This window comes from Curtobacterium sp. MCPF17_001 (genome assembly GCF_003234615.1).
GTDB lineage: Bacteria > Actinomycetota > Actinomycetes > Actinomycetales > Microbacteriaceae > Curtobacterium.
In genome coordinates this window covers 156845-177378 of sequence record NZ_QKSL01000006.1, presented here as the reverse complement: position 1 = coordinate 177378, position 20534 = coordinate 156845, and the positions used below count along the sequence as shown (strand labels likewise).

Sequence of the window (20534 nt, the reverse complement as noted above, 5' to 3'; positions counted from 1 at the left end):
GGGCGTGCCTCCCGTCCGGTCAGCGCTCGAAGCGCGCCGCGACCTCGTCCGCCAGGACCGCGTCGACCCGTCGGCGCATGTTCTCGGGCATGTCCGGGAGGCTCGTGACCGGTGCCCAGAACGCCTCGGTGTTCTCGCCGTCGGCCGGGTACGGGTCCCCCGACACCCAGCGGCAGGCGAAGACGAGGTCCATGTACTGCGCCCGGTCGCCGTTCGGGTAGGTCATCGGTTCGAGCGTCTGCACCCACGCGAGGCGCTCGGCGACGGCGACGACGTCGGCCTCCTCGAGGACCTCGCGCTCGGCGGCCACGGCGGGTTCCTCACCGGGATCCACGATGCCGGTGACCGGGGTGAGCGCGCCGTTGTCGGCGCGGCGGACGACGAGGAGTTCGCGGTCGTCGCCGTCGCCGCGGGTGACGACCGCGGTGACGCCGGTGAGCCAGAGCAGCTCGGTGCCGACCTTCTCGCGCAGGGACAGGACGAAGTCGGGGGTGGGCATGCCGCCACGCTACCGGGGTCGCCCGGAGCGTCCGACCCCTGTCGCGCACTGGTCATGACCAGTAGGCTGACGGCGTGGAGATCATCATCCTGCCCACTCCGGCGGAGGTCGGTCGCGTCGCCGCGGCCAAGATCGCGTCGGTCGTCACGGAGAAGCCGTCCGCGGTCGTCGGACTCGCCACGGGGTCGAGCCCCGAGGGCATCTACGCCGACCTGCGTCGTCGTGTCGAGGCCGGCGAGCTGTCGTTCGCGCAGGCCCGCGGGTTCGCGCTCGACGAGTACGTCGGCATCCCGCTCGAACACCCGGAGTCGTACGCCAGCGTCATCGCCCGCGACGTCGTCGGGCCACTCGGCTTCGACCCGACCCGGGTCCGGGTGCCGGACGGCCGTGCCGGGGACCTGGCGTTCGCCGCGAAGGAGTACGACGCCGCGATCCGGGCCGCCGGTGGGGTCGACGTGCAGATCCTCGGCATCGGCGCGAACGGGCACATCGGGTTCAACGAGCCGACGTCCTCGTTCGCGTCCCGGACCCGCATCAAGACCCTCGCGCCGTCCACACGCGAGGCGAACGCCCGGTTCTTCGACTCGCCCGACCAGGTGCCGACGCACTGCATGACGCAGGGGCTCGGCACGATCCTCGAGGCCCGCGAGCTCGTCCTCGTCGCGCAGGGTGCGGCGAAGGCGGATGCGGTCGCCGCCGCGGTCGAGGGGCCGCTGAGCTCCTTCGTCCCGGGCTCCGCGCTGCAGCTGCACGAGCACGCCACGGTCGTCGTCGACGAAGAGGCCGCCGCGGGCCTCCGTCTCGCCGACTACTACCGCTACACGTACGCGAACAAGCCGTCCTGGCAGCGCTTCGAGTAGCCCCCCCCCCCCGCAAAACGCAACGTCGGCGGTTCCTCGCAGCGGTGTTCCGTTGCGTGCAGCCGCCGACGTTGCGTTCCGCGGGGGTCAGACGGCGGCAGCCAGGCGGGACAGCCCCTCGCGCAGGCTCTCCTCGGAGCAGCCGAAGTTCAGCCGGGCGTGCCCGATGCCCTGCCGTCCGAAGTCGCGACCGTTCGACAGCGCCACCTTCGCCTCGTCCACCAGCCGGAGGGCCGGGTCGTCGCCCCACGGCAGCGCCCGGAGGTCGAGCCACGCCAGGTACGACGCCTGCGGCTGTCGGTAGCCGGCACCGGGCAGCGCTGTCCCGAGCTCCTCGGCCAGGATCCGCCGGTTCGCCTGCAGTTCCGCCAGCAGTGACGCCAGCCAGGGACCGCCCTCGGAGAACGCGGCGACGCTCGCGGTGTAGCCGAGGATCCCGGTGCGCTCGACGACCTCGGTCGGCATCCCGTCGAACCACGTCCGGGCCCGGTCGGAGCCCCCGATCATGAGCGCGCACTTGGTGCCGGCCAGGTTCCACGCCTTGCTCGCACTGGTCAGGGCGACGCCGACGGCCGCGGCCTCGAGGCAGGAGTCGAGGAACGGCGTGAAGGTCGCATCGGCGTGGACGAGCGGCGCGTGGATCTCGTCGGAGACCACCACCGCGTCCCACTCCGTGGCGAGCCGTGCCAGTGCGGCGAGGGACTCGCGGTCGTGCACGAGCCCGAGGGGGTTGTGCGGGTTGCAGAGCAGCACCGTGCGGGCACCCTCGGCGAACGCCTGCCGCACCCCGTCCAGGTCCATCCGCCAGCCCGCCGTGGTGCTGTAGGGGTCAGCGGTGCCCGACGGTGCCAGGAGCGGGACCTCGGTCACCGAGCCGCCGGCCTCGGTGACGTACTCCCAGAACGGCGCGTAGACCGGGGGCATCACGACGACCTGGTCGCCCGGCTCGATGACCCGCCGCAGGGTCTCGACCGCGGCGACCGACACGTCCGTGGTCGTCCGGACGAGGTCCGGGTCGACCTGCCAGTCCCACCGGTCGGCCGCGAAGTCCGCGAACGCCTCCGGGAGCGCGCGGCCGTGCCCCACGTAGCCGGTGTCGCCGTCGGTGACGGCTCGGACCAGGGCGTCCCGCACCGGTTCGGCGAGGGCGCAGTCCATCTCGGCGACGAACATCGGCAGCACCTCCGGCGGGTAGGCCGTGTACTTCTCGCTCGTGCGGGTTCGGGAGGCATCGAACACGGAGACCATGACGCTCATGCTGGTCATCCTCGCAGGGGACGCAGCCCGGTGAGCAGGATCTCGACGTACCGGTCCGGATCCGCGACGGTGACCCCGCCCGCGGTGGCTGCCTCCCGCATCCCGCAGACCAGGCGGCGGACGTCGTCCGGTCCGACGTCGCCGCGGACGACACCGGCGGCGGCACCTCGTTCGAGCAGTTCCCCGACAGCGGCGACGAGGTCCCCGGCCAGCGCCATCGTGTCCGCGCACGAGAACCGCCCGCTCGTCAGCAGGTCCCCGAGCGCTGCGTCGTCGACCAGTCCCCGGAAGGCCTCGGTCACGACCCCGCGGACGGCCGCGTCGACGTCCGGGAGCACGACCGCGTCGCGCACCCGGTCGAGCATCGCCTCGAAGGCGTCGATCGCGAGCGCCTCCAGCAGGTGCTGCTGGGTGGGGAAGTGCCGGTAGGCGGTGCCCACGCCGACACCGGCCTCCCGCGCGACCGCGTTGAGCTGCGTGGACTCGCCCCGCTCGAGGTGCTCCCGCGCGACTGAGAGCAGGGCCGCGCGGTTGCGCAAGGCGTCCGCGCGCAGGGAGTCCGGACGAGCGAGGTCGGTCATGTGGACAGTGTATCCGCTTGTGCTACCGTTCCGGATAGATCATCCGTTTTGACCGAGCAAGCGACCGACCAGGAGCCCCCCCCATGCAGTCCTTCGACTGGGAACCCGACCAGATGCCGGACCAACACGGCAGGACCGTCGTCGTCACCGGCGCGACCGGTGGCCTCGGCCTCGCCGTCGCCACCCGGCTCGCCGCCGCAGGAGCGCGCGTCGTCGCCGGGGTCCGCGACCTCGACAAGGCGGCCCGCGTCCTGCCCTCCGGCCTGGAGGCCCGGCTCGTCGACACCGCGTCCGTCGCGTCCGTCACGGCGTTCGCCCGGCACCTCGCCGAGGACGGCATCGTCGTCGATGCCCTGGTCAACAACGCGGGGGTCTCCGCGCCCGCCTTCGCGCTCGGCGTAGACGGGGTCGAGCGGACCTGGGCCACGAACGTCGTGGGACCGGCGGCGCTCGCCGACGCGATGTTGCCCGTGCTCGGCGGTCCGTCGCCGCGCGTGGTCCTGGTCGGCTCGAACTTCTCGCAGCGGACCTCCCGCGTGCCGGACCTCGATGCCGTGGGGGATGCGGCCGCCTACCGCCAGCTCCCGGTGTACGTCGCCTCGAAGACCGCGGCGGCCGCCCTCGCGGTGGACCTCGGGGAGCGGCTGCGGGCATCGGGCTCCCCGGTCCGGTCGGTGATCGCGCACCCGGGCGTCGCCGCCACGGGCATGAACGGCCAGACGGAGACCCTCCGCGCGCGGCTCGGGGGAGCGGTGGCACGGCTGTTCGCCCGCACGCCCGACGACGGCGCGCGCTCGATCCTCTGGGCCGCGACGGCTCCCGACGTCGAGGAGGGCTCCTTCGTCGGCCCCGGCCTCAGCCGTTCCGACCGCCGACTGCACGTCGTCCCGGTCCGTGGCGCCGCCGCCGACCCGGCCTTCCGGTCACGCGTGCGCACATCGGTCGAACAGGCCGTCGACCGCACCCGCGCCTGACAGCGGATCGACGTGAGCGCGGAGCGGACCCTGCCTGGACGTGAACACCGGGCGACCGCTCGGTGACCCGGCGCACGTCCCTCGTCCGAGGGGGCTAGCGTCGCGGACGTGACCAGTCCTCGCGTGCACCGTCGCCCGCTCCTCCGTCCGTTCCCGCTCGCCGCGGCCGCCACGATCGCCGCGCTGCTCGGCACGGGGGTGGTCGCCTCCCCGGCTACGGCGGCCCCCGCGACCAGCCCGGCGGGGGCGACCACGGCCTCCCGGCCGGTCACCGACCCCGCAGCATCGGTCGACCCGTTCATCGGGACCAGCCACGACGGCAACACCTGGCCGGGCGCGACCGCCCCGTTCGGGATGCTGCAGTGGAGCCCGACCGGAACGAAGGGCGACCAGACCTCGACCCCGGTCGCGAACGGCTACTCCTACGACGTCAACCGCCTGCGCGGCTTCAGCCTGACGCACCTCAACGGCGCCGGCTGTGCACCCGGCGCCGCCGGCGACGTGCCGATCATGCCGATCACCACGGCGGTCACGACCTCGCCCTCGGCGGACTCGACCGACGCCGTCTACGCCGCGGGCTACTCCCACGACCAGGAGTCCGCGAGCCCCGGCCGCTACGGCGTCCAGCTCGACAACGGCGTCCGCACCGACCTCGCGGTCACCACGCGTGCCGGCATCGGCGAGTTCGCCTTCCCCGCCGGCAAGGACGCGAACCTGCTGTTCCGCACCTCGAACTCGATCAACGGCAGCGAAGCCGCCGACACCCGCGTCGACGCCCGGACCCGCACGGTGAGCGGCAGCGTCCTGACCGGCGGCTTCTGCAGCCGTCGCGGCAACGGCGGCGGCGCGACCAACCCGGACCGTCGCAGCTACTACCGCCTCTACTTCACCGCCACCTTCGACCGCGACTTCACGAGCACCGGCACCTGGAAGGACGGCACCGTCCAGCCGGGAGGCACGCGCGCCTCCGGCGGGGAGGGCTACCTGACCGGGGCCGACCGTGCCGGACGCGGCTCCGGTGCATGGGTCGGGTTCGACGCGCGTCGCGGTGCCACCGTGCACGCGAAGATCGGCATCTCGTACGTCAGCGCCGCGGGTGCGGTCGCGAACCGCGATGCCGAGGTGCAGCGGCACGCGACGGTCGCCAGTGTGGCGGCGGGGACACGGGCCTCCTGGAACCGCGAACTGTCCCGCATCCGGGTCGGCGGCGGCACGGCTGACCGGACCACGCAGCTGTACACGTCGGTGTACCACGCGCTCATGCAGCCGAACACGCTGAACGACCGCGACGGTCGGTACCTCGGGCCGGACATGCGCGTGCACCGCATCGACCGTGGGCACGCGGCGGTCTACGGCACGTACTCCGGGTGGGACCAGTACCGGGCGCAGATCCAGCTGCTCGCCCTGCTCCGACCGGACGTCGCCGGGGACATGGCCCAGTCGATGCTGCGGTTCGCCCAGCAGAACGGCGGCATCTGGGACCGGTGGCTGCACCTCGGTGCCCCGACCCACGTGATGACCGGTGACCCCTCGGCCGCGACGCTCGCCACCTGGTACGCGATGGGCGTCCGGAACTTCGACGTCCAAGCCGCGTACCAGTCGCTCAAACGGCAGGCGACGGTGGAGAACGCGGACGCCGAGAGCGACATCGGCTGCCCGGGGCAGTGCCTCGCGCAACGACCGGCACTCGACGAGTACCTGCAGCGGCAGTACGCCGCGAACGACGACTGCTCGTGCTGGGGCGGGGCCGCCGAGACGCTCGAGGACTCGATCTCGGACAGCGCACTCGGCTCCTGGGCGGGATCCATGGGGCTGCGCTCCGACGCCCGGATGTTCGCAGAACGCGGGACGTACTGGAAGAACACGTTCAACGCGGCCGTCGGGTACCAGGCGGCACGCCAGGCCGACGGGACGTGGACGCCCGGGTGGTCACCGTCCACCGGGACCGGCTTCGCGCAGGGGACCAGCGCGCAGTACACGTGGCTCGTGCCGCAGGACGTCAGCGGGCTGTCCGCTGCGCTCGGTGGCGACGCTGCCGCGGTGGCCCGACTCGACGCGTTCTTCCACGACGCCGCGGGGAACTTCGCGGTGACCGGCGGCGACGCGACGAAGTTCGACCCGACGAACGAGCCCGACATCCACACACCGTGGATGTACAACGCGCTCGGACAGCCGTGGAAGACGCAGGAGACCGTGCGCCGTGTCGTCGACGACGCCTACAGCACCGGGCCCGGCGGGCTGCCGGGGAACGACGACCTCGGGACGATGAGCGCCTGGTACGTCTTCGCCTCGATCGGACTCTTCCCGCAGACGCCGGGCCGTGCCGAGATGCTCATCGGCAGCCCGACGTTCAGCACGGTCGACATCCGGCGGTCGAGCGGCCAGCGGATCGTCATCCGGTCCTCGGGCACCGAGCAGTACGTGCAGGGCGCACGGCTCGACGGTCGGACCCTGACGAAGTCGTGGGTGCCGTCGTCCTTCGTGAACCGGGGTGGCAGGCTGTCGCTCCGGGTCGGGAGCACTCCGGACACGGAGTGGGCGACCGCGCCGCGGGACCGGCCGCAGGACCGGTAGGCGCCTCCGGGAGTCGAGGCGCGTCGTTCCTCCGCCCGCCACTAGTGTTCGTGGCATGCAGCGTCGTCGTCCCATCGCCCTCGTCGGCATGATCCTGCTCGCCTGCGGGCTCGTGATGGTCGTGGTCGGCGGGTTCAGCAACGCGGCCGGTCCGGCGGGCGACGCGGACATCGGTGCGGGCGCGCTGATGCTGGGCGGGACGGTCGTCGGCGCGGTCGGACTCGTCGTGTGGGCAGTGCAGGGTGTCCTCGCGCAGCGCCGCGGGACCCGCGACCAGGGCCGCTAGCACGGAGCCCCCGGTGGCGACTGGTCGCTCGTCGTCGCCCTCGCGGACCGGCCGGTCCGGAGCCCCGTCGAGCTACGGGACGACCACGAGCTTCCCGACCGTGTGACCGCCCTCCGCTGCCCGGTGCGCGGCAGCAGCCTCGTCCAGTGCGTACCGGCGCTCGATCTGCAGTGTGGACCCGGGGAGCGCCGCGGCTCCCGGCTCGACGCCTCGCTGGCAGCTGCGCCCGCGCACCTGGCCGCCGGGCACTGACGTCCGGGCGGACGGGCGGACGGGCGGATGGGCGGACGGTCGGATGTCGGACTATCGGACGGTGGGCCGGTCGACTCAGGCGTCCATTGCGGGCGACGAGGGCATGTCGGCGAGCAACTCGCGGACGCGCGGGACGACCGTGCTGCCGTACAGCTCGACGGACCGCAGGCGCGACCGCATCGACTGGGCACCCGAGGTGTAGATCATGTCGAAGCGCCCGACGCCCATCGTGTGCACGCTGCGTGCGATCCGCTGGGCGACGGTCTCGGCGGACCCGACGTACATCGACCCGGACTCGACCTCGCGGTCGAACTCGGCGCGGGTCACCGGCGGCCAGCCACGGAGCGCGCCGATGCGGTCCCGCACCACCTTGTAGTGCGGGAACCACGCTTCCCGGGCCTCGTCGTCGGTGTCCGCGACGAATCCGGGGGAGTGCATCCCGACCGGGTGCCGCGGTGTCCCGAACTGCTCGGTCGCGCGGCGGTAGAGGTCGAGGAACGGCGCGAAGCGCTCGGGCTGGCCGCCGATGATCGCGAGCATGAGCGGGAAGCCGTACCGCGCGGTCCGCACGACCGACTCCGGGGATCCGCCCACGCCGACCCAGGTCGTCAGGCCGTGCTCGGTCTTCGGGAACACGTCGGCGTCGACGAGCGGCGCTCGGGTCGTCCCGGACCAGGTGACGGGCGTCTCCCGCAGCAGTCGCGCGAACAGCTCGATCTTCTCCTCGAACAGCACGTCGTAGTCGGCCATGTCGTAGCCGAAGAGCGGGAACGACTCGGTGAAGGAGCCGCGCCCGAGGATCACCTCGGCCCGCCCGTTCGACAGGGCGTCGACGGTCGCGAACCGCTGGAACACCCGTACGGGGTCATCCGAGCTGAGGACCGTGACGCCGGAGCTGAGGCGGATGCGCTCCGTCGCCGTGGCCAGCCCCGCGAGCACCGTCTCCGGCGACGAGACCGAGTACTCCGGGCGGTGGTGCTCGCCCACGGTGAAGACGTCGACGCCGAGTTCGTCGGCCAGGACGGCTTCGTCGACGAGTTGCCGGATCGAACGGGCGTGACTGACCTGCACGCCGGTGTCGTCAGAGGGGACGTCACCGAACGTGTCGAGGCCGAAGATGATGTCGGGCATGGTCCCTCACGTGATTGACACATCAACCAAATGGTTGACGCGTCAATCATGTGACGGTACCGTCGCGTTGTCAACAGGAGGACGCACATGGGTGAACCGCAGGAGCAACGTGCCGGCAAGCGGTCGATGCGTGCGTCCGAGCTGGCGGTCTGGCGGGACTACGTCGAGACCTCCGAGCGCGTCAAGCGCACCCTGGCGGCCGCGTTCCAGGAGACCTCCGGGATCTCGCCCGGCGACTACTCGGTGATGCTGGCGCTGAGCGAGGCTCCCGACCGGACCCTGCGGTCGTCGGACCTCGCCGTGGTCGTGGGCTGGGAGCGGAGTCGGCTCTCGCACCACCTCCGGCGCATGGAGGCACGGCAGCTCGTGCTCCGGGGCGCGGTCGGTGGCGACGCTCGCGGTGCGGCCATCACGCTCAGCCCGACCGGGGCGGGGGTGTTCCGCAGTTCCTCCGCCGCGCACCTCCGTGTCGTCCGCGACGTCTTCATCGACGCGTTCACCGCCGAGCAACTCGAGGACATGCGGGTGCTCACGGCGGCCCTGCACCGCCACCTCGACGCCGGGCGACCGGCACCCGAAGGCTGACGGGCCGCGTCCGTCGTCAGCGCAGCTCCCGCCCGCCACCCCACACGCGCTCGACCTCGAGCGACGGCGACAGCGCGACGAGGTCCGCAGCGAACCCGGGCGCGAGACGCCCGAACCGGTCGCCGAGCCCGAGGGCCCCCGCCGGGATGCTCGTCAGCGCGGCGACGGCCTCCGGCAGTGACTGCCCTGCGAGCCGCACGGCGTTCCGGAGCGCGACGTCCTGCGTCAGGGTCGAGCCGGCGATCGTGTCCGTCCCGGTGACGTGCGCGACGCCGTCCGTGACGGTGACGTCGAGCGAGCCGAGTCGGTAGGGGCCATCGGCAGCCCCCGCGGCACCCATCGCGTCGGTGATGAGCGCGATCCGACCGGGAGCAGCGCGGAACAGCGTGCGCGCTGCGGCCGGGTGCACGTGCACACCGTCGAGGATGAGTTCGAGGGTGACCCGGTCGTCCTCCACCGCGGCGCCGATCGGCCCCGGACGGCGGTGGTGCAGCCCCGGCATCGCGTTGAACGCGTGCGTCAGGACGGTCGCACCGGCGTCGAACGCGGCACGCGCCTGCTCGTACGTCCCGACCGTGTGCCCGACGGCGACGGTGACCCCGGCGGCGACGAACCGACGGACGGCGTCGAGCGCGCCGGGCAGCTCGGGCGCGATCGTGATCTGGCGGAGGACGCCGTCGCCCGCTGCGAGCAACGCGTCGACGGCCCCGGGCGTCGGCGCGACGAGGTGGTCCTCGTTGTGTGCCCCCTTGTTGTGCGGGGAGAGGAACGGCCCCTCGAGATGCGCTCCGAGCACGAGGGGATCGGTCGCCGTCACCGTGCGGATCCGGTCGAGCGACCGGGCGAGTTCCGGCACCGGGTTCGCGACCAGGCTCACCACCGAGCGGGTGGTGCCGTGTGTGTGGTGCGCTGCCAGGGCTGCGCTGAAGTCGTCGTCCTCGTACGCCTGGGTCGCGCCGCCGTGTCCGTGCAGGTCGAGGAAGCCGGGCACCAGGGTCGCGTCGCCGAGGTCCTCGACCTCGTCGGCGTCCGGTGCGACTCCCGTCCCGGCCTGGAGGATCGTGTCCCCTCCGACGAGCACCCATCCGTCCGTCACGGGGCCGGCCACGTCGACCAGGTGGGCGGCGCGGACCAGCGTGCGGCGGGCCTCCCGTCCGGCGGTGCTCACGCGGTCTCCCGCCGGGCCGCGACGATCCCGCTCACGGCGGCCACGACGACGAAGACGAGTCCGACGGCCGGGTGGCCCAGCGAGATCCAGGTCGCTCCGGCCGCGACGACGAGGGCGACCTCGACGATGGTCTTGCCGACGACGTCGGTCTCGATCGGCGAGTTCGGTGAGCGGAAGAAGAACCACACCAGGGCGGCGAACAGCGGGGCGCCGACGATGAAGAACAGTGCGGGGAACGGGTACGGCCAGGTCAGGTACCCCCAGTACGCCAGAGACAGCAGACCGAAGGCGCAGACCAGGAAGCGGAGGGCACTCCAGACGTCGAACCGTCGCCCTGCTGCGGCAGGCGTCGCCGGTACGTGGTCGTCGCCGGGGTCGATCGGGCTGCGGGGTGCGTCGTGCATCGCCGGGCCTACTTGAAGATGATCGTGCGGGCGCCGTCGAGGAGCACGCGGTCCTCGGCGATCCAGCGCACGGCCTGGGTCAGGGTGCGGGACTCCTCGTCCTGCCCGATCGAGACGAGTTCGGCCGGTTCCTTCGTGTGGTCGACCCGGACGACGTTCTGCTCGATGATCGGGCCCTCGTCCAGGTCGCTCGTGACGAAGTGCGCGGTGGCGCCGATGAGCTTCACACCACGGGCGTGCGCCTGCCGGTACGGGTTCGCACCCTTGAATCCGGGCAGGAACGAATGGTGGATGTTCACGGCACGACCGGCGAGGGCCGCGCACAGCTCGGGGGAGAGGATCTGCATGTAGCGGGCGAGGACGACGAGCTCGATGTCGTGCTCCTCGACCGCTTCGAGGATGCGGCGCTCCATCGCGGCCTTCGAGTCGGCGTCGGTGACGGGACGGTGCTCGAACGGCACCGAGTAGAACGACGCCAGTCCGGCCAGGTCCGGGTGGTTCGCCAGCACGAGCGGCACGTCGATCGGCAGCTGCCCGCCGCGCTGCCGGTAGAGCAGGTCGTTGAGGCAGTGTCCGGCCTTCGACACCAGGACCAGCGTGCGCATCGGCCGGCCGACGACGTCGAGCTGGACGCGCATGCGGTACCGCTCGACGACGGGTGCCAGGGCCTCCTGGAAGGTCTGGCGGTCGACGGGGGCCATCACCTGCAGGCGCATGAAGAACGTGTTCGTGTCCGCGCTCGAGAACTGCTGCGACTCGGTGATGTTGCCCTCGGCCGCGACCACGGCTCCGGAGACGGCGTGCACGATGCCCGGCCGGTCGTCGCAGACCAGCGTGAGGGTCCAGTGCGTGGGGTTCGCGGAGCTCGGGTCGGTCACCGGTTCAGGGTACCGGGGCGTCGACCGGGTCGCCGGCGTCGCCGAGCAGGGGCCGCAGCGTCGTGACCAGTGCGGCGCTGTCCTCCGGGGAGTCGCCGAACCACCGGTTGCTCGCGTGCACGACCGGGTACGCCCGGCCCAGCAGCTCGCGGCCCGCCGGTGTCAGTCGGATGCGGGAGAGTCGGCCGCGGCCCCGTTCGGCACCCCGGTCGAGCAGCCCGCGTCCGCCGAGCCCCGTCACGAGCGGCGTCATGCTCTGCGGGCGGACGCCCACGGCACGGGCGAGGTCGGCCTGGCTGAGGCCGTCGGCCGCGGCGAGCTGGACGAGGACACCGAACTCGACCGGGGTGAGGTCGAGCGGGTCGAGCTCGGTGGCCAGGCGTCGGGCGAGTTCGCGCGCCGCCCGGATCACCGTCCATGCAGCGATGGCGTCGACGTCGTCTCGCGTCGCTGAGAACTCCCGAGGCACGGACCGATCGTACGGCGTACCGTTCAGTATCAGAAGGCTGATACTCACTCCGAACGTCAGCCTCGCCCACCAGGAGGAACCATGAGCGACACCATCGCGGTCACCGGTGCGACCGGCGACGTCGGCGGCAAGACCATCGAGATGCTGCACGCGGCCGGAGCGGACGTCCGCGCCGTCGTCCGACGCACCGAGCAGGTCAGGGCCTTCCGCGACCGAGGGATCGACGCCCGCCTCGCCGACATGGACGACGGCGAAGCCCTCACCGCCGCACTCGAGGGCGTCGACCAGCTCTTCCTCGTCACCGCTGCCACCGAACGCCAGGCGGAGCACGGCATCACCGCCGTCCATGCAGCCCGAGCCGCCGGGGTCCGCGCGATCGTCCAGCTCTCCGGCGGCGACGCGGCCGAACACTCGCCGATGCCCTGGGCCAGTGCCATCTGGCGGATCGACCGTGCCGTCCGGGCGAGCGGACTGGAACGGACGATCCTGCACCCGTCGGGCTTCATGACGAACCTGGAGTCCTCCGGGCCGGCGATCCGACGCGGGCTGTTCCCGCAGACCATGGGCGACGGCGTCATCGGCTGGATCGACACGCTCGACATCGCCCGCGTCGCCAGCACCGTGCTGCAGGCCGGCGTCCACCACGGCGACGAACCCGTCCTGACCGGGCCGGAGCTGCTCGACGGTCGCGGCGTCGCCCGTGAGCTCGCCACCGGACTCGGCCGGCCAGTGCGCTACCTGCACCTGCCCAGCCGCGTCTTCGGCGGCATGCTGCGCCTGACCGGCATGCCCGGGTGGCAGGCCGAGGGACTCCGGCAGCAGTTCGGCGTGGTCGCGCGGCGGGGCCTCGACGGGGTCGACGTGCTCACGGACGAGGTCGAGCGCATCGCCGGGGACCCGGCGACGCCGCTCTCCGACTGGGCGCGGGCACACCGGCGGGAGCTGCTGGGGCACTGACACGTGGTGCGAGTCCGGAAGGCATCGGGCGGGAGGCCCGTGTCGGCCGTGTGGCGCGCCTCCCGTCCGGCAGACGCACCGGCGAGCGGCCCGTCAGCGCGACGAGATCGTGACCACCAGGTGCTCCTGCACGTACCCGAGCCAGTCGTAGACGTCCCGCAGTCCGACGCTGCCGTCGTCCCCGTCCAGCCCGTTGTCGGCCGTCGCGCGGTCCACGATGCCCAGGCGGTCCGCGATCGTCAGGCGCAGGTCGGTGAGGGACCGGAGCCACGCCTGCTCGTCGGCCCGGGTGAACGCGCCGTCGCGAGCACCCGTCAGCCACTCGTGGACCACGGCGGCGTTCGCGGACTTGGCGGTGCGCAGGTCCTCCTGCGTGTAGCGGCGGAACTCGGCGCTGGCCTCGTCGTCCTCCGGGTACGCGTCCGGGAACATCCGGACGGCCACCGGGTCCGTCGCCAGGTCGTGGTCGATGACCTGGCGCAGCTGCTCGACCAGCGAGGTGAGGACGGCGCGCTCGCCGGAGGCCAGGCCGAGGTGCACGCCGTCGGCGCGGCGGACGAAGGGGATCACGCGGCGGGGGCCCGGTCGACGGTCGCCTGCAGGCCGTAGCCGTGCATGGCCTCCACGTGGCGCTCCATCTCCTCGCGGTGCCCGGTCGCGACGATCGCCCGACCGTCGGAGTCGACCTGGTGCATCAGGCGCTCGGCCTTCGCCCGGGGGAAGCCGAAGTAGGACTCGAAGACGTAGGTGACGTACGACATCAGGTTGACCGGGTCGTCCCACACCACCGTCGTCCACGGGACGTCGGCGCGCACCGAGGTCCGCTCGTCGACGTCCGGACTCAGCATGGTCATGGAGTCAAGGGTGACACGAACCGGTGGCCTCGGTACGATCGGGGGGTCGCGACTGGCGTTGGATGGGTCACCATCGGGGAGCGACACCTGACACGGTGCGCGGCCGTACGCCTGGGCCGCAACCAATCGTCCACCCCGTCGCGCGTCTGCTCGGCGGTGTCGCGCTCCGGCGCGCCAGACAACGAGGAGTCCCGTGTCCATCACCGACCTGTCGCCCGCCGCGACCCAGTCGTCCTTCAACGCCCCCCTCTCCGAGGTCGACCCGGAGATCGCCGCCGTCCTGCAGCAGGAGCTCGGCCGTCAGCGCGACTTCCTCGAGATGATCGCGTCCGAGAACTTCGTGCCCCGCGCGATCCTGGAGTCCCAGGGCTCCGTCCTCACGAACAAGTACGCCGAGGGCTACCCGGGCAAGCGCTACTACGGCGGCTGCGAGTACGTCGACGTCGCCGAGCAGCTCGCGATCGACCGTGCGAAGGCCCTCTTCGGCGCCGCGTACGCCAACGTCCAGCCGCACTCCGGCGCCACGGCCAACGCCGCGGTCCTGCACGCGATCGCGTCGGCCGGTGACACCATCCTCGGCCTCGAGCTCGCGCACGGCGGGCACCTGACGCACGGCATGAAGCTCAACTTCTCCGGCCGGATCTACAACGCCGTCTCGTACGGCGTCGACCCCGAGACCTTCGAGGTCGACTACGACGACATCCGCGCGAAGGCCATCGAGCACCAGCCGAAGGTCCTCATCGCCGGCTGGTCTGCCTACCCCCGTCAGCTCGACTTCGCGAAGTTCCGCGAGATCGCGGACGAGGTGGGCGCGAAGCTCTGGGTCGACATGGCGCACTTCGCCGGTCTCGTCGCCGCGGGACTGCACCCGTCGCCCGTCCCGCACGCCCACGTCGTGTCGTCGACCGTGCACAAGACCCTCGCCGGACCCCGCTCGGGCATCATCCTGTCCAACGACGAGACGCTGTTCAAGAAGCTGAACTCCGCCGTGTTCCCGGGGCAGCAGGGTGGCCCGCTGATGCACGTCATCGCGGCGAAGGCCACCGCGTTCCTGCTCGCCGGCACCCCCGAGTTCAAGGACCGCCAGGAGCGCACCATCCGCGGCGCCCAGGCCCTCGCGGCGCGCCTGACCCAGCCGGACGCCAAGGCCGCCGGCATCGACGTCCTCACCGGTGGCACCGACGTGCACCTGGTGCTGGTCGACCTGCGCGAGTCCGAGGTCGACGGCAAGCAGGCCGAGGACCTCCTGCACGACGTCGGCATCACCGTGAACCGCAACTCCGTGCCGTTCGACCCGCGTCCGCCGATGGTCACCTCGGGTGTCCGCATCGGGACGTCGGCACTCGCCACCCGCGGGTTCGGCGACGCCGAGTTCACCGAGGTCGCGGACATCATCGCGCTGACGCTGATGCCGGACCCCGACGTGGCAGCACTCTCGGCCCGGGTGAAGACCCTGACCGACGCGTTCCCGCTCTACGCGTGAGCGGCGCCGTGGCTCCCCTGCCCACTGCTCGGTGGGCGGGGGAGGACTCGGCCGTGCGCATCGACGGCACCGCCCTCGCTGCCCGCACGCTCGAGGAACTCCGTGTCCGTGTCGACCGTCTGCACGAGCGGGGCATCCACCCTGGCCTCGGCACGATCCTCGTCGGCGAGAACGCCGGCTCGCTGTCCTACGTCGCCGGCAAGCACCGTGACTCGGCGCAGATCGGCATCGAGTCGATCCGCCTGGACCTGCCCACGACCGCTTCGGCCGCTGACATCCGTGCCGCGATCCTGCAGATGAACGACGACCCCCGAGTCACCGCGTTCATCGTGCAGCTCCCGCTGCCGGAGGGCATCGACCCGACGCCGATGCTCGAGCTGATGGACCCCTCGAAGGACGCCGACGGCCTGCACCCGACGAACCTCGGGGAGCTCGTGCTCGCCGTCCCCGGTGGAGCCGGCACGATCGACGCGCCCCTGCCGTGCACCCCGCGCGGCATCGTCGAGATGCTCCGTGCCTACGACATCCCGATCCGCGGGAAGCACGTGACGATCATCGGCCAGGGGCTCACCGTCGGCCGGCCGCTCGGGCTGCTCCTGACCCGTCTCGAGGCCACTGCCACGCTGACGCACTCCCTGACGGCGGACGTCGCGGCCGAGTGCCGCCGCGCGGACATCGTCATCGCGGCCGCCGGGGTCGCCGGACTCGTCAAGCCGGACTGGGTGCAGCCCGGCGCGGCCGTGATCGACGTCGGCATCACGCGGGTCGTCAACGAGGAGACCGGCAAGGCGCGCCTGTGCGGTGACGTGGACCCTGCCGTCGCGGCGGTCGCCGGGTTCATGTCGCCGGTCCCCGGCGGCGTCGGCCCGATGACGCGCGCGATGCTCATGAAGAACGTGGTCGAGGCGGCCGAGCGCCGCCTGCGCTAGCCGCGGCCGCGGTCCGGAACGCGAAAGCGACAGATGTGCGCGGAAGACGCGCGCACATCCGTCGCTTTCGCGTCTCCGACGGCGCGCGCGGCACCGCGTGGCCCCGCGCGGCCCGGCCCGGCGTGAGCGCGCGGTGGCCCCGCCCGCGAGGCGCGGTGGCGGCCTGGTACGCGAAAGCGACAGATGCGCGCCGTTCAAGCGCGCACATCTGTCGCTTTCGCGTCGGGGACGGCGCGGCCGGGAGGCGCGGTGCCGCCCCGACACGCGCCTCCCGGCCGGAGGAAGCCGCGTGGGCTACGCGTCGCGGCGCGCGCCCTGCGCCGCGTGCACCGTGAACACGTTCGGCTCGCGGTACCCGGCCGAGGCGAAGGCGGCGGTGACGGCCGCGGCGATGCGTTCACGAGCCTCCCGGTCGACGAGCGCGATGGCCGCACCACCGAAGCCGCCGCCGGTCATGCGTGCGCCGACCGCGCCGTTCGCCACGGCGGTCTCGACCGCGAGGTCGAGTTCCGGCACCGAGATCTCGAAGTCGTCGCGCATCGACGCGTGCGATGCGACCAGCAGCGAACCGATCGCCCGGGGTCCCTGCTCACGCAGGGTGCGGACGGTGTCGAGGACGCGCTGGTCCTCGGTCACGATGTGGCGCACCCGGCGGAAGGTCTCGTCGTCGAGGAGCTCCTGCGCGCGCGGCAGGTCCTCGACCGCGACGTCGCGCAGGGCCGGGACACCGAGCACCTGCGCGCCCTTCTCGCACGAGTCGCGACGGGCCTTGTAACCGCCGGTGGCGTGAGCGTGCTCGACGCGGGTGTCGATGACGAGGACCTCGAGACCGTTCGCCTCGAGCGCCAGGTCCACCACGGCGGTGTCGAGCGTGCGGCAGTCGAGGAACACGACGGCGTCCTGCTCGCCGAGGAGCGAGGCGGACTGGTCCATGATCCCCGTCGGAGCGCCGACCGCGTGGTTCTCGGAGTACTGGCCGACGCGGGCCAGGGTCTTGCGGTCGAGGCCGAGCTCCCACAGGTCGTTGAACGCGAGGGCCACGCCGCACTCGATCGCCGCACTCGACGACAGACCCGCACCGACCGGCACGTCCGAGTCGATGAAGACGTCGAACCCGGTCCGACTGTCGAGCGAGGCGCCGGCCTGCTCCCGGAGCGCCCAGGCGATGCCGAAGACGTAGGCCGACCAGCCGTCCATGCGGGACGGGTCGAGGTCGTCGAGGGAGAGCGTCACGGCACCGCCGGACTCGTCGAACGACGACGCGACGCGGATGACCCGGTCCTCACGGGGAGCGATGTCAGCCGTGGTCCGCCGGTCGATCGCGAAGGGCAGCACGTACCCGTCGTTGTAGTCGGTGTGCTCGCCGATCAGGTTGACGCGGCCGGGCGCGGAGTACCGCACCGTCGGCTCGTACCCGAACACCTGTTGGAACGTCATGCTCGTTCGATCCCTCCTCGGATGAACTCGGCCGCCTTCTCGGGGACCAGGTCCCCGATCCAGGCGCCCATCGCGGCTTCGCTGCCGGCCAGGAACTTCAACTTGTCCGCCGATCGACGCGGCGACGTGATCTGCAGCATCAGCCGGACGGTGTCGCGTCCGGTGTGCACCGGCGCCTGGTGCCAGGCGGCGATGTACGGGGTCGGGTCGCCGTAGAGGGCGTCGAGACCGCGGGTCAGGCGCAGGTGCATGTGCGCGAGCTCGTCCTTCTCGGCGTCGGTGAGGCCCGCGAAGTCCGGCACGTGACGGTGCGGCAGCATGTGGATCTCGATGGGCCAGCGTGCGGCGAACGGCACGAAGGCGGTGAAGTGCTCACCGGCGAGGACGACCCGCTCGGAACCGCGCTCGTTGGCCAGGTGCTGCTCGAACAGGTCCGGCCCGAAGCGCTCGATCGACGACAGCAGTCGCTGCGTGCGCGGGGTGACGTACGGGTAGGCGTAGATCTGTCCGTGCGGGTGGTGCAGGGTGACGCCGATCGCCTCGCCGCGGTTCTCGAACGGGAACACCTGCTGGATGCCGGGCATCGCGGACAGCGCGGCGGTCCGGTCGGCCCACGCCTCGACCACGGTGCGGGCACGCGACTCGGAGATGGACGCGAACGAGCCGCTGGTCTCCGGGGAGAAGCAGACCACCTCGCAGCGCCCGACCGACCGGAGCTGCCGGTTCAGCCCGACGTCCGACAGCGACTCGAGCGACGACGGTGCATCGTCGCCCGCGAGGTCCGGGCCGAACGACGGCGAGCGGTTCTCGAACACGGCGACGTCGTACCGGCTCGGGATCTCGGACGGGTTCGCAGCGGTCTGCGGCGCGAGCGGGTCCTGGTCGGCGGGCGGCAGGAACACACGGTTCTGCCGAGCGCTCGCGATCGACACCCACTCACCGGTCAGGACGTCCTGCCGCATCCGGGCCGTCACCGGCCGAGGGTCCAGGACGCGCTCGTCGATGCTGCGCTCCGCGGGCAGCGTCGAGTCGGCGTCGTCGAAGTAGAAGAGGTCGCGGCCGTCCGCGAGCGTCGTCGCACGTTTCGTGATCACCGCTGCACTCTACCCTCGCGCGAAGGGTTGCGAAAGCAAGTGGAAGCAGACGAAACTCGTGTTGTGACGTCTGAGGAGCCTCCCGTCCTGCCGGCGCTGCTGCGCAAGGACCGCATCGTCGCGCTCCTGGACGGCGCCCCGGGCATGGTGCGGACCGCGGCCCTGGCGGCGGCGGTCGGGACGAGCGAGGTGACGGTCCGCCAGGACCTGGCCGCCCTCGACCGGGAGGCCCGGATCCGTCGGGTGCACGGCGGTGCCGTCCGCCTCGGGGCCGGGTCGCGCGAACGACCGCTCGAGGAGACGGCCGTCGAGAACAGCACCGCGAAGGCCGCGATCGGCCGGGCGGCGGCAGACCTGGTGCGCTCCGGGCAGTGCATCGTCCTCGACGTCGGCACCACACCCGCAGCGGTCGCCGAGGCCCTGGTCGCCCGCGAGGACCTGGTCGACGTCACCGTCGTCACGAACTCACTCACCACCGCACTCGCGCTCGAACGTGCGATCCCGCGCTTCACCGTCGTGGTCACCGGCGGGACGCTCCGACCGTTGCAGCACTCGCTCGTCGCGCCGTTCAACGCGACCGTGCTGCCGATGTTGTCCGCCGACCTCGTGTTCCTCGGCGGGACCGGTCTGGACGTCGCCCACGGGCTGACCAACGTCAACCTGCCCGAGACCGAGGCGAAGCGGGTCCTCGCGGCGGCGGGCAGGCGTACGGTCGTGGTCGCGGACGGGTCGAAGTTCGGCCGGGCCGACATCGGCGTGGTGAGCACGCTGCAGGACGTCGACGTCGTCGTCACCGCGGGCGTCAGCGCGGAGGCGGTCTCCCCGATCCGGGCGGCCGGTGTCCACGTGGTCGTCGCGGATGCACCAGCGGGCAGGACCCGCACATCGGAGAGGAAGCAGAGACCATGAGCACAGCGGCCCCCACCGGCGGTCAGTACCACCTGCGGCACGCCGGCCCGGACGGTGTCGTCGAGGCCGTCGTCACCGAGGTCGCCGCCGGCCTCCGTGAACTCCGCGTCGCGGGCTTCGACCTGACCGAGCCGTTCCCCGCGAGCGACGCTCCGGCCGGCGCCAACGGCATCGTCCTCGCGCCGTGGCCGAACCGGGTCGCCGGTGGTGCCTGGCAGCTCGACGGGAAGACGCAGCAGCTCGACATCTCGGAGCCGAAGTACGGCAACGCCTCGCACGGGCTGCTCCGGTTCGCGCCGTACCGGGTGGTGGACCAGACCGAGTCGTCGATCGAGCAGCAGGCCACGATCCACCCCCAGCACGGATGGCCGTTCACCCTGGAGACACGGGTGCACCACGAACTCGTCGAGGACGGCATCCGGATCACCCACACGGTGACGAACCGCTCGGGTCGTCCGGCGCCGTTCGCCATCGGGTCCCACCCGTACCTGCGCGCCGGCGACACCCCGGCCGAGGACCTGGTCATCCGGCTCGACGCCGCGACGGCCTTCACCGTCGACGAGCGCAAGATCCCGAACGGCACCCGGCCGGTCGAGGGCACGGACGTGGACCTGCGGCAGGGGCGTCGCGCCGGCGACTCGGACCTGGACACGGCGTACACCGACGTGACGCCCGACGCCGAGGGCATCCGTCGCACGACGCTGCACGGCCCCGAGGGCGACGGCGTCGAGCTGTGGCAGGACGCGTCGTTCCCATACGTGCAGGTCTTCACGTCCCGCGAGTTCCCTCGCGGTGACGGCAAAGGACTGGCGGTCGCCGTCGAACCGATGACCGCGCCCGCCGACGCGCTCAACTCCGGTGAAGGGCTGCGATGGCTGGACGCCGACGAGTCCTGGACGGGCTCGTGGGGGATCCGCCGCGTCTGGTCCTGACGTCCGTCGCTGCGGCAGCCG

23 protein-coding genes and 1 riboswitch are annotated in these 20534 nt (G+C 72.3%); of the genes, 10 read left to right on the top strand and 13 right to left on the bottom strand.

Features of this window, described 5'->3' with window-relative positions:
- Nucleotides 1-19: 19 nt before the first annotated feature.
- A complete protein-coding gene (locus tag DEJ24_RS08110; RefSeq protein WP_111078184.1) occupies nt 20-499 on the bottom strand; it encodes an NUDIX domain-containing protein in 480 nt (159 codons plus the stop codon).
- 74 nt (nt 500-573) lie between these two features.
- On the opposite strand from DEJ24_RS08110, the gene nagB reads away from it, so the two are divergent.
- A complete protein-coding gene (gene nagB, locus DEJ24_RS08105; protein WP_111078182.1) occupies nt 574-1359 on the top strand; it encodes a glucosamine-6-phosphate deaminase in 786 nt (261 codons plus the stop codon).
- Between the two features lie 87 nt (nt 1360-1446).
- Here nagB and DEJ24_RS08100 read toward each other — a convergent pair whose 3' ends face one another.
- Together DEJ24_RS08100 and DEJ24_RS08095 are read right to left on the bottom strand one after the other, a co-directional pair.
- Complete coding sequence (locus tag DEJ24_RS08100; protein ID WP_111078205.1) at nt 1447-2616, bottom strand: MalY/PatB family protein; 1170 nt, start codon at nt 2614-2616, stop codon at nt 1447-1449.
- 5 nt (nt 2617-2621) lie between these two features.
- Nucleotides 2622-3197: a TetR/AcrR family transcriptional regulator gene (locus tag DEJ24_RS08095; protein ID WP_111078180.1), complete on the bottom strand. Its 576-nt coding sequence runs from the start codon at nt 3195-3197 to the stop codon at nt 2622-2624.
- A gap of 83 nt (nt 3198-3280) precedes the next feature.
- On the opposite strand from DEJ24_RS08095, the gene DEJ24_RS08090 reads away from it, so the two are divergent.
- The 3 genes from DEJ24_RS08090 to DEJ24_RS08080 all read left to right on the top strand — a co-directional run bounded on the left by DEJ24_RS08090 (nt 3281) and on the right by DEJ24_RS08080 (nt 7031).
- Nucleotides 3281-4171, top strand: coding sequence for an SDR family NAD(P)-dependent oxidoreductase (locus tag DEJ24_RS08090; RefSeq protein WP_111078178.1), 891 nt, complete (start codon nt 3281-3283; stop codon nt 4169-4171).
- A 108-nt stretch (nt 4172-4279) separates the two neighbouring features.
- A complete protein-coding gene (locus DEJ24_RS08085) occupies nt 4280-6745 on the top strand; it encodes a GH92 family glycosyl hydrolase (RefSeq protein WP_258374763.1) in 2466 nt (821 codons plus the stop codon).
- A 55-nt stretch (nt 6746-6800) separates the two neighbouring features.
- On the top strand, nt 6801-7031 hold the full coding sequence (locus DEJ24_RS08080; protein ID WP_111078174.1) for a hypothetical protein: 231 nt from the start codon (nt 6801-6803) through the stop codon (nt 7029-7031).
- A gap of 72 nt (nt 7032-7103) precedes the next feature.
- Here the strand turns inward: DEJ24_RS08080 and DEJ24_RS17410 are convergent, their stop codons facing one another.
- Complete coding sequence (locus DEJ24_RS17410) at nt 7104-7265, bottom strand: zinc-binding dehydrogenase (protein ID WP_220036703.1); 162 nt, start codon at nt 7263-7265, stop codon at nt 7104-7106.
- Between the two features lie 93 nt (nt 7266-7358).
- Nucleotides 7359-8414: an LLM class flavin-dependent oxidoreductase gene (locus DEJ24_RS08070; protein ID WP_111078170.1), complete on the bottom strand. Its 1056-nt coding sequence runs from the start codon at nt 8412-8414 to the stop codon at nt 7359-7361.
- Between the two features lie 87 nt (nt 8415-8501).
- Here DEJ24_RS08070 and DEJ24_RS08065 point away from each other — a divergent pair, with 87 nt between their 5' ends.
- Nucleotides 8502-8999, top strand: a complete 498-nt coding sequence (locus DEJ24_RS08065) for a MarR family winged helix-turn-helix transcriptional regulator (protein ID WP_111078167.1) — start codon at nt 8502-8504, stop codon at nt 8997-8999.
- 16 nt (nt 9000-9015) lie between these two features.
- Here DEJ24_RS08065 and nagA read toward each other — a convergent pair whose 3' ends face one another.
- Genes nagA through DEJ24_RS16865 form a run of 4 tightly spaced genes read right to left on the bottom strand, consistent with a single transcriptional unit; the run spans nt 9016 to nt 11918 of the window.
- Nucleotides 9016-10167 (bottom strand): N-acetylglucosamine-6-phosphate deacetylase, encoded by a 1152-nt coding sequence (nagA, locus tag DEJ24_RS08060; RefSeq protein ID WP_258374762.1) that lies wholly within the window; start codon nt 10165-10167, stop codon nt 9016-9018.
- Nucleotides 10164-10571, bottom strand: a complete 408-nt coding sequence (locus tag DEJ24_RS08055; protein ID WP_111078165.1) for a YrdB family protein — start codon at nt 10569-10571, stop codon at nt 10164-10166. The genes nagA and DEJ24_RS08055 overlap by 4 nt, the downstream gene beginning before the upstream one ends.
- 8 nt (nt 10572-10579) lie before the next feature.
- The gene (gene purU, locus DEJ24_RS08050; RefSeq protein WP_110903465.1) at nt 10580-11449 is read right to left on the bottom strand and encodes a formyltetrahydrofolate deformylase; all 870 of its coding nucleotides are present in this window, start codon (nt 11447-11449) and stop codon (nt 10580-10582) included.
- A 4-nt stretch (nt 11450-11453) separates the two neighbouring features.
- A complete protein-coding gene (locus DEJ24_RS16865; protein ID WP_181436560.1) occupies nt 11454-11918 on the bottom strand; it encodes a MarR family winged helix-turn-helix transcriptional regulator in 465 nt (154 codons plus the stop codon).
- Nucleotides 11919-11999: 81 nt separating this feature from the next.
- Between DEJ24_RS16865 and DEJ24_RS08040 the strand changes: the two genes are divergently transcribed.
- Nucleotides 12000-12875, top strand: coding sequence for an NmrA family NAD(P)-binding protein (locus tag DEJ24_RS08040; protein WP_111078163.1), 876 nt, complete (start codon nt 12000-12002; stop codon nt 12873-12875).
- 93 nt (nt 12876-12968) lie between these two features.
- Here DEJ24_RS08040 and DEJ24_RS08035 read toward each other — a convergent pair whose 3' ends face one another.
- Both DEJ24_RS08035 and clpS read right to left on the bottom strand, forming a co-directional pair.
- A complete protein-coding gene (locus tag DEJ24_RS08035; RefSeq protein ID WP_111078161.1) occupies nt 12969-13445 on the bottom strand; it encodes a DUF2017 family protein in 477 nt (158 codons plus the stop codon).
- Nucleotides 13442-13729 carry an ATP-dependent Clp protease adapter ClpS gene (gene clpS / locus DEJ24_RS08030; protein WP_110903463.1) on the bottom strand — a complete coding sequence of 96 codons (288 nt, stop codon included), beginning with the start codon at nt 13727-13729 and terminating at the stop codon, nt 13442-13444. The genes DEJ24_RS08035 and clpS overlap by 4 nt, the downstream gene beginning before the upstream one ends.
- 38 nt (nt 13730-13767) lie before the next feature.
- Nucleotides 13768-13853: riboswitch (ZMP/ZTP riboswitch) on the top strand.
- Nucleotides 13854-13922: 69 nt separating this feature from the next.
- Here clpS and glyA point away from each other — a divergent pair.
- Nucleotides 13923-15212: a serine hydroxymethyltransferase gene (glyA, locus tag DEJ24_RS08025; protein WP_375334522.1), complete on the top strand. Its 1290-nt coding sequence runs from the start codon at nt 13923-13925 to the stop codon at nt 15210-15212.
- 17 nt (nt 15213-15229) lie between these two features.
- On the top strand, nt 15230-16141 hold the full coding sequence (locus tag DEJ24_RS08020; protein ID WP_111078202.1) for a bifunctional 5,10-methylenetetrahydrofolate dehydrogenase/5,10-methenyltetrahydrofolate cyclohydrolase: 912 nt from the start codon (nt 15230-15232) through the stop codon (nt 16139-16141).
- A gap of 294 nt (nt 16142-16435) precedes the next feature.
- Here DEJ24_RS08020 and galK read toward each other — a convergent pair whose 3' ends face one another.
- The gene (gene galK, locus DEJ24_RS08015; protein WP_110903462.1) at nt 16436-17578 is read right to left on the bottom strand and encodes a galactokinase; all 1143 of its coding nucleotides are present in this window, start codon (nt 17576-17578) and stop codon (nt 16436-16438) included.
- Nucleotides 17575-18672, bottom strand: a complete 1098-nt coding sequence (gene galT, locus DEJ24_RS08010) for a galactose-1-phosphate uridylyltransferase (RefSeq protein WP_111078159.1) — start codon at nt 18670-18672, stop codon at nt 17575-17577. The genes galK and galT overlap by 4 nt, the downstream gene beginning before the upstream one ends.
- Before the next feature lie 63 nt (nt 18673-18735).
- Between galT and DEJ24_RS08005 the strand changes: the two genes are divergently transcribed.
- Together DEJ24_RS08005 and DEJ24_RS08000 are read left to right on the top strand one after the other, a co-directional pair.
- A complete protein-coding gene (locus DEJ24_RS08005) occupies nt 18736-19581 on the top strand; it encodes a DeoR/GlpR family DNA-binding transcription regulator (RefSeq protein ID WP_258374761.1) in 846 nt (281 codons plus the stop codon).
- A complete protein-coding gene (locus DEJ24_RS08000; RefSeq protein WP_111078157.1) occupies nt 19578-20513 on the top strand; it encodes an aldose 1-epimerase family protein in 936 nt (311 codons plus the stop codon). The genes DEJ24_RS08005 and DEJ24_RS08000 overlap by 4 nt, the downstream gene beginning before the upstream one ends.
- Nucleotides 20514-20534 lie beyond the last annotated feature (21 nt).